The sequence below is a fragment of the Nocardia terpenica genome, assembly GCF_013186535.1.
In the GTDB taxonomy this organism is placed as follows: Bacteria; Actinomycetota; Actinomycetes; order Mycobacteriales; family Mycobacteriaceae; genus Nocardia; species Nocardia terpenica.
In genome coordinates this window covers 2,143,052-2,157,732 of sequence record NZ_JABMCZ010000003.1, presented here as the reverse complement: position 1 = coordinate 2,157,732, position 14,681 = coordinate 2,143,052, and the positions used below count along the sequence as shown (strand labels likewise).

Below are 14,681 nucleotides of genomic sequence, written 5' to 3'. Positions count from 1 at the left end.
GCAGGAGTATCCATGACCGATCTGAACGGCAAGATCGTGCTCGGCCCGAACCAGTACGGCAAGGCCGAGAACCGGGTGGTGCGCATCTATCGCGACACGGCCCGGCACGAGATCCGCGACCTGAACGTCTCCTCGTGCCTGCGCGGCGACTTCGACGCCGCGCACGTGAGCGGCGATCAGGCCACGGTGCTGCCCACCGATTCGCAGAAGCAGACGATCTACGCCTACGCCAAGACCCACGGCGGCGGCAGCATCGAGGAGTACGGGCTGGCGCTGGCCCGGCATTTCGTCGACGACATCGAGCCGGTGGACTCGGCCCGCCTCGAGATCGAGGAGTACGCCTGGCAGCGCGCGCAGGCGGGCGGCCGCCCGCACGACCACACCTGGACGCGCACCGGTCCCGACGTGCGGATCGCGGCGGTCACCGTGGCCGGTACGGGCGCGGCGCGGCGGGAGTGGGTGATCGGCGGCATCAAGGATCTGGTCATCCTCAAGTCCACCGGTTCGGAGTTCGCGGGCTTTCTCACCGACCCGTTCACGGTGCTCGAGCCCACCCACGATCGGGTGATGGCGACCAGCCTGGTGGCGCGCTGGCGCTTCGCCGCACCGCCCGCCGACTGGGACGCCGCCTACGCCGGGATCCGCGCCGTGCTCATCGAGCGGTTCGCGCAGTTGCAGTCGAAGGCGTTGCAGCAGACGCTGTTCGAGATGGGGCGGGCGGCGCTGGCGGCGTATCCGTGCCTGGCCGAGATCCGGCTGTCGGCGCCGAACAAGCATCACTTCTCCTACGATCTGGCCCGATTCGGCATCGAGAACGCGGGCGAGGTCTTTCACGCGGACGACCGGCCCTACGGGCTCATTCAGGCGAGCGCGCTGCGCGAGGACGCCCCCGACGCGGGAATCGCCTGGGACGACTACACCGGGGCGGTCTAGCGGACCGCTATATCGGGCGGTCAGGCCGGGAGCGCGCCGGGCCGGGACCGCGCCCGCACCGCCAGATACAGGTCCAGCCGATCGTCGAGGCGGCCCAGATCGCGCCCGGTGAGCTCCTCGACGCGGCCGATGCGGTAGCGAACGGTGTTGAGGTGCAGGTGCATTCGGTCGGCGGCCTGCCGCCAGGAGCCCGCGCAGCCGAGGAACACCTCCAGGGTCTGCAACAGCTCCGCGCCGGTGCGCTCGTCGTAGTCGACCAGCGGCCCGAGGACCCGGTCGGCGAAGCGGCGCTGCAGCTGATCCGGGATGGTGGTGAACAGGCCCACGGCCGAATCGACGTCGGCGACGCGCACATCGACCGGCTCGTCGGCGGCCACGCTGGCCGCCGCGACCGCGGAAGCGGCGGTGCCCGTGGCGGATTCGCCGCCGCGGCAGGCGCTCACGCCGACCCGCAACCGGACCTCGCGCAGCGCGGGGGCGAGCCGGATCAGGCGGCGGCGCAGCTGGGCGGCGATATTCTGCTCGGTGCCGCGGACCCAGGCGATGATCCGTCCGTCCGCATCGACCTCGGTTGTCGCGCCGGGCAATACGTCGTGCGCGATGGCCCGCAGCGCATCTCGGCCCGGGCCGCCGCCGGACCACTGTTCCGGCTTCGTCACCGGATCGAAGGCGACCGCGACCATCGGACCGGACGCGGCGTCCACCGGCGACCGGTCGCGCTCCCACGTCATGCGCAACAGTTCGAGGCGCCGCATCCGGTACAGTTCGGCGATCGCGGCCAGGTCGGCCCCCAATTCGTCCGGGTCCTGCTCGTCGGTCGCGCCGCGAATCACCAGGTACCACACCGAGAGTCGATCCCCGAACCGGCCGCCGACCGGCCACACCGCATAACCGCCGGGCAGCGACAGGGGCAGCCGGGACGCGGTGGCCGCCGCCGCGACGAGCGCGTCGATCCGATCGTCGGACAGCGGCTCGGTGCCCGCCACCGGCATCCCGGTCGCGGTCAGCAGCCACACCGAAATCCCGCAGTCCCGGGCGAATTCGTCGATCAGCGCGGCGATGTCACGGCCGTCGGCGACCGCGCTCAGCAGCCTGCGCTGCCGCGCCATCCCGGATTTCGCTCGGCGCAAACGCATGTCGGCGTTGCGACCGGCCAGGTACTCGATCATCCGGCTGAACGGGACGCGCTCGGGCACCTCGAGCAGCGGCAGCCCGTGGCGGGCGCAGGCCGCGACCACGTCCGGCGGCACCCGCCCGTGCAGCGACATCCCCGCCGCCACCGCGACGGCCCCGGCCCGGGCCAGCAGGCCCACGTAGCGGTCGCTGTCGTCCGCGTCGTGCCGCCAGACCAGCCCGGTGCACACCAGGGCGCCCGGGGTGACGAACGGCGTCGGATCGGGCATATCGGTCACGCAGATCCGGGCCACGGGCCGCTCCAGCGCCGCGGTCGCCCCTCCGAGTAGCCGCAGGCCGAGCGGCTCGGCCAGCATGTCCCGTACCAGCACGGCGCACCTCCGGTGATCGGTTCGACTGTGTCGTCACCGTAGAGCGGCGGTATTTCCGGCCCGTTTCGTCCGTGTCACGCCGGGCGGCAGCCGATCGCGCTACTCGGCGGGGTCGTCGGTGAATTCGCGCGGCACGTAGCGCCACACGCCGAGCAGCGCGCGATCGTCGAGCGGGTCGGGCGCGGTGTGCACGGTGTCGCGGAGGCGGGCGGTGGCGGCCTCAGTGTCCATGCCGGAACCGATCAGCACCAGCGTGCTCTCCCGGGCCTCGCCCCGGCCCCAGGCCGACGGCTCGAACACCACGTGCCGACCGACCATGTGCAGCACGAACTTTCGCCGCTCGCCGCGCACGCCGAAGGCGGTGCAGCCCTTGGCGCGGAACAGGCCGGGCGGCGGGTCCTCCAGGAAGCCGACCAGCCTGCGCGGGTCCAGATCCGTTGTGCTGGTGAAGGATACGCTGTCGTAGCCGTCGTGCAGATGGTGGTGGCCGTCGTCGTCGTGGTGGTCGTGGTCGTCGAGCAGTGCGTCGAGGCTGAGCTGCTCGGCGACGGGTGCGACGTGCTGCTCCGGCGGGTCGAACAGCAGGCGCGGGTCGGGGCGGCCGTGCGTGGTGGCGTGCACCGGCACCTGGCCCACCAGATCGCCGATCTCGCGGCGCAGCCGGTCCAATCGCTCGGCGGGCACCCGGTCGGCCTTGTTCACCAGGACCAGATCCGCCAGCCGCAGGTGGGTCGCGAGCTCGGGGTGCCGGGCGCGGCTGTCGTCGAAGTGTTCGGCGTCGACCACCTCGATCAGGCCGCCGTAGCGGATGTTCGGATTGTCGGAGCCGATCACCATGCGAATGAGGTTGCGGGGTTCGGCGAGTCCGCTGGCCTCGACCACGATGACGTCGATGCGGTTGCGCGGCTGCGCCAGCCGGGTGAACATCTCGTCGAGCTCGGTGATGTCCACCGCGCAGCACACGCACCCGTTGCCCAGCGACACCATCGCGTCGACCTGCCCCGCCACCAGCATCGCATCGATATTGACGGCCCCGAAGTCGTTGACCACCACGCCGATCCGCGCATCCCGCCGCCGCAGCAGATGGTTCAGCAGCGTCGTCTTCCCGGCCCCGAGAAACCCGGCCACAATCAGAACTGGAATGCGCCGACTCACCCGGCCACCCTACCGTTCGCGCATACGGCCGATCGGCGCGACCTACTTGGAGAAGGCGTTGTAGGCCGTCGCCACCAGCGTGTAGGCGAGGTTGATCAGCTCCGGCGGAATGGTCGCGTCGTTCATGCCCAGCGTCTTCGCCAGCGGAAGCAGCAGCTGCATGGCCGTGGTGACCAGGGTGCTCGCGGCCGCGGAACCATTGTCGCCCTGGGTCCCCGGCGTGGTCATCGGCGTAGTGCCCTGCTTACCCGGCATGGACGCGCCCGGAACCCCCGGAACGGAGGTATTCGGCACAGAACCGTTCTGACCACCGAGCGCGGAACCATTCTGGGCTCCCGGCGTATAAGCCCCCAAGGCATTCGGATCGATACCGCCCGACTGCTGACCCGGAACACTCCCCCCGGGAGCCACCTGCCCCGATCCACCCTGCCCCAGATTCGCCTGCCCAGGCTCGACCTGCCCAGCACCCAACTGCCCCGGCACGGATTGCCCCGCACCCGACTGTCCCGGAACCACCTGCCCCGCACCGGGCTGCCCCGGCGCGGCCTGCCCCGCACCCGACTGACCGGGAGCAATCTGCGCCCCACCGGGCTGTCCCGGAACCGCCTGACTCGAACCCGACTCCCCCGGAACCACTTGTCCCGCACCCGGACCCGTCTGTCCCGCACCGAGCTGCCCCGGAGCCGACTGCCCCGCACCCGACTGGCCGGGAGCAGTCTGCGCCCCACCAGGCCGCCCCGGAACCGCCTGACTCGAACCCGACTGCCCCGGAACCACTTGTCCCGCACCGAGCTGTCCCGGAGCGAACTGACTCGAACCCGACTCCCCCGGAACCGCTTGTCCCGCACCCGGAGCCGACTGTCCCGCACCCGACTGGCCGGGAGCAGTTTGTGCCCCACCAGGCTGTCCCGGAACCGTCTGTCCCGCACCCGTTTGTCCTTGGTTCGCCGACCCCTGGCCCTGGTTCGTTCCGGGGACCGAGCCGCCCGTCCCCGACTGGTCGGCCCCACCGGCACCGCCGTCGGCCGACCCGGTCGACAGCGGCGGCACCTTCGACTGTCCCTGGGTGCCCTGTGCCTGGCCGTCCGGTGACATTGTGCTCGGCGCGGCCTGGAACTGGTTGGTCGGCGGGGCGCTCGCCGTGTTCTGCCCCGGGGTCTTCGCGCCGTTCGCGGAGCCCGAATTCGGGCTGCGGCCCATCAGATTGTCGACGGGCGGCTGGCTCGGGGCGCCGAGCAGGTACGAGGCCAGCCCGGTGGTGATGGCGATGGCGTGCCGGATCTGACCGTCCTGGTTCTCCAGGGCGGTCGCGTCGTCGGCATTGGCCCCATTGCCCATTTCCACGAACACGTCGGGGACCTCGGTCAGCGCCGGGCCCGCGATGTCGTTGCGGGGCATCAGCCCGTCCACCGCACCGGCGTAATCGGCCGGGGTGAATCCGGCCGTCCGGTAGGCGTCGCGGACCGCCTTGGTCGCGGCCAGCCCGGCGCCCGACTGCACCTGGCTCGCCTTCTCGTCCGCGGTCGGCAGCTGCGGAACGATGAAGTGGAAACCATGATCCTGCGCGGGCGCACTGTCCGCGTGAATGCTGATCGCGACGTCGGCGCCGGACCGATTGGCGGCGGCGGCCCGCTCGTCGACGCAGCCGCCCCAGCCGGTGTCGTCCTGGCGGCTGAGCACGACGCGCGCGCCCAGCGTCTCCAGCGACTGCTTGACCAGCTGTGCCACATTCCAGTTCACGGTGTGCTCGGGCACGCCGTGCACGGTGGTCATACCCGTGGTCTGGCACGGCTTCGTCCCGCCGTAGCCGTTGGCGACCTGGCGGTTCATGTCTTCGGTGTGGTTGGGGCCCTGATGCCCCGGATCCAGGAACACCGTCTTCCCGGCAAGCTTGGTCGACACCTCGGGTGTCGCGGGGGCGGCGAGCGACATCGCCGGGTGCAGCCCGGCGGTGGTGGCCACGGCCGCGGCGGTGGCGGCCACGCAGAGGATGATGCTTGGTTGCTTCATGTGCGGACGGCGTACCCCGAAGGGACGCCCCTCCCTTCCCACTAGTAACACCAAACCCAGTGGTTCACTCTGGCAACGTAAGCATCAGGAAGCAAGTCCCGTTACCGAACAGTTATTCGTGTCGGGAGCCTCCGCGGATGGGCCAGGCGGGCAAAATCCGGTCGCCGTCGACCCGAATCCGCAGCGTATTCAGCGGACGTGCCGCGAGCCCCCGCGCCACGGTCCCATCCAGATGGAAACGACTGCCGTGACAAGGACAGATGATCAATCCGTTGGCTACCGACCCGCGGCGGGTTGGGTGACGCGAATCAGGCCCCGAGCGGGAGCTGACGCAGCGAGCGCAGCGCGTAGTGCACCCGGGTCTTCACCGTGCCGACCGGCACCCCGAGGTCGGCGGCCACGTCGCGGTAGGCGCGATCGCGCAGGATCACCTGGACCACCGCGTCGCGCTGCGGGCCGGGCAGGCGGGCGAGGAGCTGGTCGACCAGCAGGCCGTCGGTCAGCGAGTCGGTGAAATCCGGTCGGGCCCAACGCAGGTCGACCGAGTCCTCGACGAGATCCCACCCGGCCTCCATGGGCCGCGCCGCGCGCATCCGGATGATGTCGGTGAGCACATTGCGTTCGATCGACAGCAGCCAGGTCCGCACGCTGCCCCGATCCGGGTCGTAGGTGGCGCAGCCGCGCCAGGCGCGCAGCAGCGCCTCCTGCACGGCGTGCTCGGCCAGGCCGGGATCGCCGAGGCGGCGCGTCGCGCGCCAGTGCAGCAAGCCCTGCTCGGCGGCGAGCACCTCGGCGAGTCCTCGATCGGTACACAGTCGGGCGCACCGCGGGGCGCAACCGTCCGGGGCGACGGGCCGTAGACCACTCATACCGGGAATATCGCCGCGGCGCCCCGGAACGACATCGCGATCGTGCCCCCAATTCCGGCGGGCCGATTTCGCCGAATCGGCCACGCGGCGGCCGGATTCTGGTAGACCCACCTGCGAGGACGACCTGATCGAGGAGGACCGTCGTGCACGCAGGCACATTCGCGCTCGCGGGAGCCCTGGCGTCCGCGGTGACGCTGCTCGGATCCGGGATCGCCGCCGCCGATCCGGCGCCGAGCATTCCCGCCGACGGGGTCTACCGCGTGGGCATCGATATTTTGCCCGGCATCTACCAGGCGCCCGGGTCGCCGGACCCGAACCACGTCTGCGGGTGGCAGCGGCTGTGGAAGATCATGGGGCCGGGCGACGACCCCGATCCCAACCACTACGTCATCGCCAGCGACTTCACCCACGTCAATCCGGTGCGGGTGCTGATCCGCCCGAGCGATGTGGGTTTCGCGACGGCCAACTGCGGCGGCTGGGTGCTGATGCCCGCCCCGCCGTCCACCGGGTCCTACGGCCCGGGCGGGCTGTTCGGCAGCGAGTACTGAGCGCCCGGTGAACGGCGGGCCGGCGCTCCGATCGACCCGATGTTAACGCTCACAATCACTCCGTGTACTGTCCGGCTCGTCCCAGGAGTACCGACACCGGAGGTCGCGACGATGCCGCCTGCCATCACCCGCCGAAAGCTGGCCGACGGCAGGGAGATTCTGTACTTCGATGCAGATCCCGGCCAAGAGCACGCCGGGAACATCGGGAGCGGGACGCACGCCGGGAACATCGGGAACATAGTGCGGACCGCCGAGGACACGCGTGATCTCCCGCGGACGACCACGCATTCGCAGACGCGGTTCGACCCGCTGCTCGGTGAGTGGGTGGTGATCGCCTCGCACCGCCAGACTCGTACCTTCCTGCCCCCGGCGGATCTGTGCCCGCTGTGCCCGTCGACGCCGGAGCGGGCCACCGAGGTGCCCGAATCCGATTATCAGGTGGCGGTTTTCGAGAACCGGTTTCCGTCGCTGTCCACCGATCACGCGAATTTCGCTGCCACGGTGGAGGGTTCGCCGCTGACGCCGCTGCGCGACGGCTTCGGCCGCTGCGAGGTGGTGTGTTTCACCAGCGACCACGATTCCTCGTTCGCGCAGCTGGATCCGGCCCGGGCGCGGCTGGTGGTGGACGCCTGGGCGCACCGCAGCGCCGAACTGGCCGAGATCGACGGTGTGGCACAGGTGTTCTGCTTCGAGAACCACGGCGAGGAGATCGGCGTCACGCTGTCGCACCCGCACGGCCAGATCTACGCCTATCCGTTCGTCACGCCGCGGGTGGCGAAGATCTCGGCGAATGTGGCGGCGTACCGGAACTCGCACGGCGGCAACCTCTTCGGCGACCTGCTGGCCGCCGAGCGCGCGGCCGGGCTGCGGGTGGTCGCGGCCAACGAGGAGTGGACCGCCTTCGTCCCGCCGTTCGCGCGCTGGCCCTACGAGGTGCAGCTGTTCCCGCACCGCCGGGTGGCCGACATCCCCGAGCTCGACGACGCCCAGCGCGACGCCTTCGCCGAGCTGTATCTGAATGTGCTGCAACGGTTCGCGCACCGCTTCGACACCCCGATGCCCTACATCGCCGCCTGGAACCAGGCGCCGACGCCGAAATCCGGTCTGGCGCGCGACGATTGGTGGCTGCACCTGCAGCTGTTCTCGATCCGCCGGGCGGCGAACAAGCTCAAGTACCTGGCCGGTTCGGAATCGGGCATGCAGGTGTTCATCAGCGACACCACGCCGGAGACGGTGGCGACGGAACTGCGGGAGGTGCGGTGACCGGCGGAGTGTGGGTGGCGCCCGGGCGCGTCAACATCATCGGCGAGCACACCGACTACAACGACGGCTTCGCGCTGCCCATCGCGCTGCCGCAGGTGGTCACCTGCACGGCGGAGCCGACTTCCGATGGGCTGGTGCGGGTTTCGTCGCGCCAGCATCCCGGCGAGGAGATCCGGGTGCCGATCGCCGGGCTCGCCGACGCCGCGGTGACCGGGTGGGCGCGGTATCCGCTCGGCGTGGTGCACGAGTACGCCGCGCGCGGGCACGCGCTGCCCGGGGTGGCGCTGCGCCTGGACGGGGCGGTGCCCGTGGGCGCGGGACTGTCGTCGTCGGCGGCGGTGGAGTGCTCGGTGGCCATCGCGGTGCGCGACCTGTTCGCCCCGGCGGTGGCCGACGCCGATCTCATCGATATCGGCCGGGCCGCGGAGAATTCGTACGTCGGCGCGGCCACCGGCACCCTGGACCAGTCCGCCTCGGTGCTGTGCACCGCCGGGCACGCGCTGTTCCTGGACTTCGGCAGGGGTGAGCACGCGCAGGTGCCGTTCGATCTGACCGCGACCGGGCTGGAGCTGCTGGTGGTCGACACCAACACCCCGCACCAGCTGGTCGACGGCGGATACGGGCAGCGCCGCCGCGAATGCGAGCAGGCCGCCGCGGCGCTCAGGGTCGGCTCGCTGCGCGCGATCACCGAGCCCGCCGCGGTGGAGCGGATCGCCGATCCGGTGCTGCGGCGGCGGGCCCGCCACATCGTCTCCGAGAACGCCCGGGTGCTCGCCGTCGTCGAGATGTTGCGCGGCGGCGGCGATCCACGCGCGATCGGACCGATCCTCGCCGCCGGGCACGCCTCGCTGCGCGACGACTTCGAGATCTCCACACCGCAATTGGACGCCGCGGTCGACGCCGCGACGGCCGCGGGCGCGTACGGGGCGCGCATGGTGGGCGGCGGTTTCGGCGGCAGCATCATCGCCCTCACCGACACCGAGCGCACACCCCTGGTCGTCGAGGCGATCGAGAAGCGCTTCCGCGCAGCGGATTTCGCCGCGCCCCGCACCTTCGTGGCGGTGCCGTCGGCCGGTGCCCGCCGGATCGGCTGAGGCGGGAAGCGGACCTCGGTCCACCCGCCGGACCCGGTGAGGTCCCTCACAATCGGAGTACCCTCCGCGTCGCGAAATGCCGCCGTCGCATCGATTACCAAGCGTTTGCCGATGCCATCGAGACGGTGTCGGACACCCCGGCATCCCCCCAGAAAGAGGGGGTCGTAGCCGGAGGGTGACTAATTCCCGATACCAACGGTAACGTGAACATCCGTCCCAGACAGTTGCTTCCGAATGGCCGAGATGCGCTTGGGCGGCCGACTAGTTACTCTCGGGTAGCATCGTTGCTCGTCCCGAATTCCCAACGCATTCGTCACCCGTTTCAGGAGGCGACGTGTCGCATTCTCGCTTCGAATCCCTGGGCGCTTATCTGCCCGAAAAACGAGTCACCACGACCGAATTGGTATCGCGGCTGAAAGAGCCGCCCGCCTTCGATCTGGAAAAGATCACCGGCGTGGCGGAACGGCGCGTGCACGACACCTCGCCGGAGCGCTACGAGGACTCGTTCACGCTGGCACTGAAGGCCATCGACGACTGTCTGTCGAGGTCACAGTACTCGGCAGGCGACCTGGACGTGATCATCTCCACCTCGATCACGCGCAGTAAGCACGGCACCAGAATGTATATGGAGCCGTCCTTCGCCAGCTCTCTGGCCAAGCACATCGGCGCCGGATCCGCGATTACCTTCGACCTGTCCAATGCCTGCGCCGGAATGCTCACCGGCACCTACATCCTGGATCGGATGATTCGCGCCGGAATTGTGCGCAACGGATTGGTGGTCAGCGGCGAGGCCATTACTCCGATCGCGGATACCGCGGTCGAGGAAATTTCCGAGAAATACGATCTGCAATTCGCCTCGCTGACCGTCGGCGACTCCGCCGCGGCGGTGGTGCTGGATCGGTCGGTCGACGAGAACGACCGGATCGAGTACATCGAGCTGGTGACGGCGTCGGAGTTCTCGCACCTGTGCCTGGGCATGCCGAGCGACAAGACCGCCGGGCCCGCGCTGTACACCGACAACCGGAAGATGCACAACGAGTCGCGGTTCCTGCTGTGGACCGATACGCACCGGATGTTCTTCGACAAGCACGGCGGCAGTTTCGCCGACGAGAAGTTCGACTACATCATCCACCATCAGTTCGGCGCGGCCGCCATCCCGTACATCAACGCGATCGCCGAGCGCGAGTTCGGCGCGCCGATGCCGCCGGATCTGAATGTCATCTCGAAGTACGGAAACACCTCCACCACTTCGCATTTCATCGTGCTGCACGATTACCTGAGCCGCCAGGAGATTCCGTCGGGGTCCAAGGTGCTGATGGTTCCCGCGGCGTCCGGCGTGGTCGGCGGCTTCCTGTCCACCACCATCTCGTCTCTGAAGGTTTAGGGGGTTTCCGTCATGGGTGTGCGTATCAAGGCCACCGGCATCAGCCGCGAGGACGACTCGTACAGCATCGTCGATCACAGCGGCCGTGCCGCGCGGCGCAGCCTGGAGCGGGCCGGGGTGCGGCCCGACCAGGTCGGCGTGCTGATCAACGCGGGGGTGTTCCGCGACAACAACACCGTGGAACCGGCGATCTCGGCGCTGATCCAGAAGGAAGCCGGGATCGGCCTGGACTACGGCTTCGGCGATCCGCGCTCGTTCTCCTTCGATCTGATGAACGGCGCTGTCGGGGTGTTGAACGCGGTGCAGGTGGCGCAGTCGATCCTGGAGACCGCCAGCGCGGAGCACGTCGTGATCGTCTCCGGCGACACCCACCCGTCGCTGACCCGGTCCGCGGCCGACGAGCAGTTCCCGTACGCGACCTCCGGCGCCGCGCTGCTGCTCGAATACACCGACGCGCCAGAGGGTTTCGGGCGGGTGCACACGTTCACCGGCGAGGGTTCCCCGACCGAGGAGGCGTTCGTCGACACCGCCACCATGGGTGCCGCGGGCCGCACGCTGATGACCGTCGAGCGGGACGCGGACTTCACGCAGCGGCTGCTGGATGTGGCCGCGGGCGTGGCGCGGGCGGCGCTCGAGGAGGTGGGCGAGATCGACCCGGAGACAACGATTCTCATCGCCTCCACGCCGACCACCGAGTTCCCGCGCCTGCTGGCGGACACGCTCGGCATCGCGGAGGTGCGCACGCCGGACCTGTCCGCGGGCGACCCGCACACCGCGTCGCTGCCGCTGGCCTACGACCGGGCGGTGGCCGAGGAGTCACTGCGCGGGTTCTCCCGGATCCTGTTCGTCGCCGCGGGTGCGGGGCCGTCGGCCGCGGCGGTGCTGTACCGGCTGCCGGAGCTGGCCGGGGCGCGGGCGTGACCACCGCCACCTACTGGCGGGCCGTGGACCGATTCCGCGCGGTCGTCGCCGCCGATCCGGACCGGGAAGCCGTGATCTTCCCGGCCGGACGGCCCCGCGACGGGCTGCCCCGCTATCGGTATCTGACCTACCGGGAGCTGGATCGCTGGTCCGACGTCATCGCCGAGAAGCTCACCGCCGCAGGGGTTTCGAGTGGTACCCGCACCATCGTGCTGGTGCTGCCGAGCCCGGAGCTGTACGCGATCATGCTGGGGCTGTTGAAGATCGGTGCGGTGCCGGTGGCCATCGATCCCGGTATGGGCCTGACGAAGATGCTGCGCTGCCTGCGCCATGCCGACGCCGAGGCGTTCATCGGGATTCCGCAGGCGCATGCGGCGCGGGTGCTGTTCCGCCGCTACTTCAAGGGCATTCGGGTTCCGGTCACGGTGGGCCGCCGCTGGTTCTGGGGCGGGCCGACGCTGCGCGGCTGGGGCATCGAACCGGTCGCGCCGCTGCCGGAGCGCGCGCCCGCGCCCGATGCGGATCCGCTGCTCATCGCGTTCACCACGGGCAGTACGGGTCCGGCCAAGGCGGTGCAGATGACGCACGGCAATCTGTCGGCGATGGTCGATCAGGTGGACGCGGCCCGGGATCGGGTGCCGCCGGAGACGTCGCTGATCACCTTGCCGCTGGTGGGAATTCTGGACCTGCTGCTCGGATCCCGCTGTGTGCTACCGCCGTTGATCCCGAGCAAGGTCGGCTCCACCGATCCGGCGCACGTGGCCGACGCCATCGACCGGTTCGGGGTGCGGACCATGTTCGCCTCCCCCGCCGTGCTGGTTCCGCTGCTGCGGTATCTGCGGTCCACCCGATCGAATCTGCCTACGCTGCACAGCATCTACTCCGGCGGCGCTCCGGTCCCCGACTGGTGTATCGCCGGGCTGCGCGAGGTACTGAACGAGGACGTCCGGATCTTCGCCGGATACGGCTCCACCGAGGCGCTGCCGATGTCGACCATCGAATCGCGGGAGCTGTTCGACGGTTTGGTGGAGCGCGCCCATCGCGGCGACGGCACCTGCATCGGCCGCCCGGCCGAGCACGTGCGGGCCCGGATCGTCGCCGTCACCGACGATCCGCTGCCCACGTGGGCGGATGTGCAAGCGCGCGAAGGCGAATTGCGAGCCACCCGCGGCATCGGTGAGCTCGTGGTGTCGGGTCCGAACGTGAGCACGCGCTACTATTGGCCCGAGAGCGCCAATGCCACAGGGAAGATCGTCGATGGCGACACCGTGTGGCATCGCACGGGCGATCTGGCGTGGATCGACGAACAGGGCCGGATCTGGTTCTGCGGGCGTAAGAGTCAGCGGGTGCAGACGGCGGACGGTCCGTTGTTCACGGTGCAGATCGAGCAGGTGTTCAATACGGTGGCCGGGGTGGCGCGCACGGCGCTGATCGGTGTCGGCCCCAAGGGCGCGCAGCGACCGGTGCTGTGCGTGGAGCCGAAGCCGGGCGCGGACCGGGCGCTGATCGAGGTCGCGCTGAAGGCCCGCGGCGCCGAATTCGAGCTCACCGCACCGATTTCGGAGTTCCTGTTCCATCCGGCGTTCCCGGTCGACATCCGGCACAATGCCAAGATCGGCCGCGAGCAGCTGGCGGCCTGGGCCACCGAACGGACGGAAGCGGCGGCGGCGCGATGAAAACCACTGCACTGCGGGCGATTCCGATTCTCGGCTGGCTGTATCTGGCGGCCGGGCTGGTGGCCTGCGCCGCCGATCGCACCCCGCGCCACCGAATCCTGCGCGCGGTGTGGTGGATCGACGCCGTCCTGAGCACCGTCGTGCACGCCGCGCAGATTCCGGCGGCGCTGCGGGCGGCCGACCGCGCGGGCCGCTCGCGCCGCGAGGCCGCGCTCATGACGCAGATCTTCGGTCTCACCTGGACTCGGACGCAACAGGAGGCACGATGAAGGCACTGGTCACCGGCGCGTCCGGATTTCTCGGCGGCGCCCTGGTCCGGCGGCTGGTCCGCGACGGCGACCACAAGGTCGTCGTGCTGGCCCGGCGCACCAGCAAGCTGCGCGATCTGGCCGATCTCGACGGCGTCGAGATCGTCTACGGCGACCTGGCCGACGAGGTGTCGCTGGCCCGCGCGGCCACCGGCGTGGACGTGGTCTTCCACAGCGCCGCCCGGGTCGACGAGCGCGGCACCCGCGACCAGTTCTGGGCCGAGAATGTGCGCGGCACCCGGCGGCTGCTGGAGTCCGCGCGCCGCGCGCACGCCTCCCGCTTCGTGTTCATCTCCAGCCCCAGCGCGCTGATGGATCGCCGCGGCGGCGATCAGCTCGACATCGACGAGTCGGTGCCCTACCCGCGCCGGTACCTGAACCTGTATTCGGAGACCAAGGCCGCCGCGGAGCGGTCGGTACTCGCCGCCGCCACACCGGATTTCGTGACCTGCGCGCTGCGACCGCGCGCCATCTGGGGCGCGGGCGACCGCACCGGCCCGATCGTGCGGCTGCTGGGCCGCACCGCGGCGGGCACGCTGCCGGATCTGTCGTTCGGGCGCGCGGTGTACGCCTCGCTGTGTCACGTGGACAATATCGTCGACGCCTGCGTCAAGGCGGCCGCGTCCGAATCCGTCGGCGGCAAGGCGTATTTCATCGCCGACGCGGAGCGCACCAACGTGTGGGAGTTCCTGGCCGAGGTCGCGGGCGGCCTCGGCTATCCGCCGCCGAGCCGACGGCCCGATCCGCGGGTGCTCGCCGCCGCGATCACGGCCATCGAAACCGCTTGGCGCATACCATTTATCGCGAAGCGGTGGTCGCCGCCGCTGTCGCGGTACGCGGTCGCGCTGCTGACCCGCTCCGCCACCTACGACACCTCGGCGGCCGCACGGGATTTCGGCTACGAGCCGATCGTCGACCGCGACCGGGGCCTGGCCGAGTTCCTGGCCTGGCTCGACACCGAGGGCGGCATCGCCGAACTCACCCGAGACCTGTGATCCTCCGCGAGAGAGGCCGA

Annotated in this window: 13 protein-coding genes and 1 pseudogene; 9 read left to right on the top strand and 5 right to left on the bottom strand. The window is 70.2% G+C overall.

The genetic code is table 11. The annotated features are described in order from the left end of the window. Positions 1-12 precede the first annotated feature (12 nt). Positions 13-933: a factor-independent urate hydroxylase gene (gene pucL / locus HPY32_RS31570; RefSeq protein WP_067578323.1), complete on the top strand. Its 921-nt coding sequence runs from the start codon at positions 13-15 to the stop codon at positions 931-933. 20 nt (positions 934-953) lie between these two features. Here pucL and HPY32_RS31565 read toward each other — a convergent pair whose 3' ends face one another. From HPY32_RS31565 to HPY32_RS31545, 5 genes and pseudogenes are all read right to left on the bottom strand, one after another. Continuing rightward, entirely contained in the window at positions 954-2,438 is a 1,485-nt protein-coding gene (locus tag HPY32_RS31565; protein WP_082870590.1) for a PucR family transcriptional regulator, read from the bottom strand. Between the two features lie 99 nt (positions 2,439-2,537). After that, positions 2,538-3,593: a CobW family GTP-binding protein gene (locus HPY32_RS31560; protein WP_067578321.1), complete on the bottom strand. Its 1,056-nt coding sequence runs from the start codon at positions 3,591-3,593 to the stop codon at positions 2,538-2,540. 42 nt (positions 3,594-3,635) lie between these two features. Continuing rightward, positions 3,636-5,603 (bottom strand): N-acetylmuramoyl-L-alanine amidase, encoded by a 1,968-nt coding sequence (locus HPY32_RS46640; RefSeq protein ID WP_067578319.1) that lies wholly within the window; start codon positions 5,601-5,603, stop codon positions 3,636-3,638. Between the two features lie 112 nt (positions 5,604-5,715). Continuing rightward, a pseudogene (locus HPY32_RS31550) lies at positions 5,716-5,883 on the bottom strand (QcrA and Rieske domain-containing protein); the annotation flags it as partial. 28 nt (positions 5,884-5,911) lie between these two features. Beyond that, positions 5,912-6,472 carry a sigma-70 family RNA polymerase sigma factor gene (locus tag HPY32_RS31545; RefSeq protein WP_082871052.1) on the bottom strand — a complete coding sequence of 187 codons (561 nt, stop codon included), beginning with the start codon at positions 6,470-6,472 and terminating at the stop codon, positions 5,912-5,914. A gap of 143 nt (positions 6,473-6,615) precedes the next feature. Here HPY32_RS31545 and HPY32_RS31540 point away from each other — a divergent pair, with 143 nt between their 5' ends. From HPY32_RS31540 to HPY32_RS31505, 8 genes are all read left to right on the top strand, one after another. Beyond that, the gene (locus tag HPY32_RS31540) at positions 6,616-7,020 is read left to right on the top strand and encodes an Rv1352/Rv1906c domain-containing protein (RefSeq protein WP_067578317.1); all 405 of its coding nucleotides are present in this window, start codon (positions 6,616-6,618) and stop codon (positions 7,018-7,020) included. A gap of 138 nt (positions 7,021-7,158) precedes the next feature. Further along, positions 7,159-8,283, top strand: a complete 1,125-nt coding sequence (gene galT, locus HPY32_RS31535) for a galactose-1-phosphate uridylyltransferase (protein ID WP_082871050.1) — start codon at positions 7,159-7,161, stop codon at positions 8,281-8,283. Beyond that, positions 8,280-9,377, top strand: a complete 1,098-nt coding sequence (galK, locus tag HPY32_RS31530; RefSeq protein ID WP_231951318.1) for a galactokinase — start codon at positions 8,280-8,282, stop codon at positions 9,375-9,377. Before galT ends, galK begins: the two co-directional genes overlap by 4 nt. Before the next feature lie 334 nt (positions 9,378-9,711). Beyond that, complete coding sequence (locus tag HPY32_RS31525; protein WP_067578315.1) at positions 9,712-10,761, top strand: 3-oxoacyl-ACP synthase III family protein; 1,050 nt, start codon at positions 9,712-9,714, stop codon at positions 10,759-10,761. 12 nt (positions 10,762-10,773) lie between these two features. After that, positions 10,774-11,682, top strand: coding sequence for a beta-ketoacyl-[acyl-carrier-protein] synthase family protein (locus tag HPY32_RS31520; protein ID WP_067578313.1), 909 nt, complete (start codon positions 10,774-10,776; stop codon positions 11,680-11,682). Then, positions 11,679-13,358: a fatty acid CoA ligase family protein gene (locus HPY32_RS31515; RefSeq protein WP_067578311.1), complete on the top strand. Its 1,680-nt coding sequence runs from the start codon at positions 11,679-11,681 to the stop codon at positions 13,356-13,358. The genes HPY32_RS31520 and HPY32_RS31515 overlap by 4 nt, the downstream gene beginning before the upstream one ends. Further along, positions 13,355-13,627, top strand: coding sequence for a hypothetical protein (locus tag HPY32_RS31510; RefSeq protein WP_067578309.1), 273 nt, complete (start codon positions 13,355-13,357; stop codon positions 13,625-13,627). The genes HPY32_RS31515 and HPY32_RS31510 overlap by 4 nt, the downstream gene beginning before the upstream one ends. Continuing rightward, on the top strand, positions 13,624-14,661 hold the full coding sequence (locus tag HPY32_RS31505) for an NAD-dependent epimerase/dehydratase family protein (RefSeq protein WP_067578307.1): 1,038 nt from the start codon (positions 13,624-13,626) through the stop codon (positions 14,659-14,661). The genes HPY32_RS31510 and HPY32_RS31505 overlap by 4 nt, the downstream gene beginning before the upstream one ends. Positions 14,662-14,681 lie beyond the last annotated feature (20 nt).

What these genes read in the sequence shown, in the direction of transcription:
- HPY32_RS46640 (WP_067578319.1), bottom strand. Translation starts at nt 5,603, where the DNA reads ATGAAGCAACCAAGCATCATCCTCTGCGTGGCCGCCACCGCCGCGGCC.
- pucL (WP_067578323.1), top strand. Translation starts at nt 13, where the DNA reads ATGACCGATCTGAACGGCAAGATCGTGCTCGGCCCGAACCAGTACGGC.
- HPY32_RS31520 (WP_067578313.1), top strand. Translation starts at nt 10,774, where the DNA reads ATGGGTGTGCGTATCAAGGCCACCGGCATCAGCCGCGAGGACGACTCG.
- HPY32_RS31505 (WP_067578307.1), top strand. Translation starts at nt 13,624, where the DNA reads ATGAAGGCACTGGTCACCGGCGCGTCCGGATTTCTCGGCGGCGCCCTG.
- HPY32_RS31545 (WP_082871052.1), bottom strand. Translation starts at nt 6,472, where the DNA reads ATGAGTGGTCTACGGCCCGTCGCCCCGGACGGTTGCGCCCCGCGGTGC.
- HPY32_RS31510 (WP_067578309.1), top strand. Translation starts at nt 13,355, where the DNA reads ATGAAAACCACTGCACTGCGGGCGATTCCGATTCTCGGCTGGCTGTAT.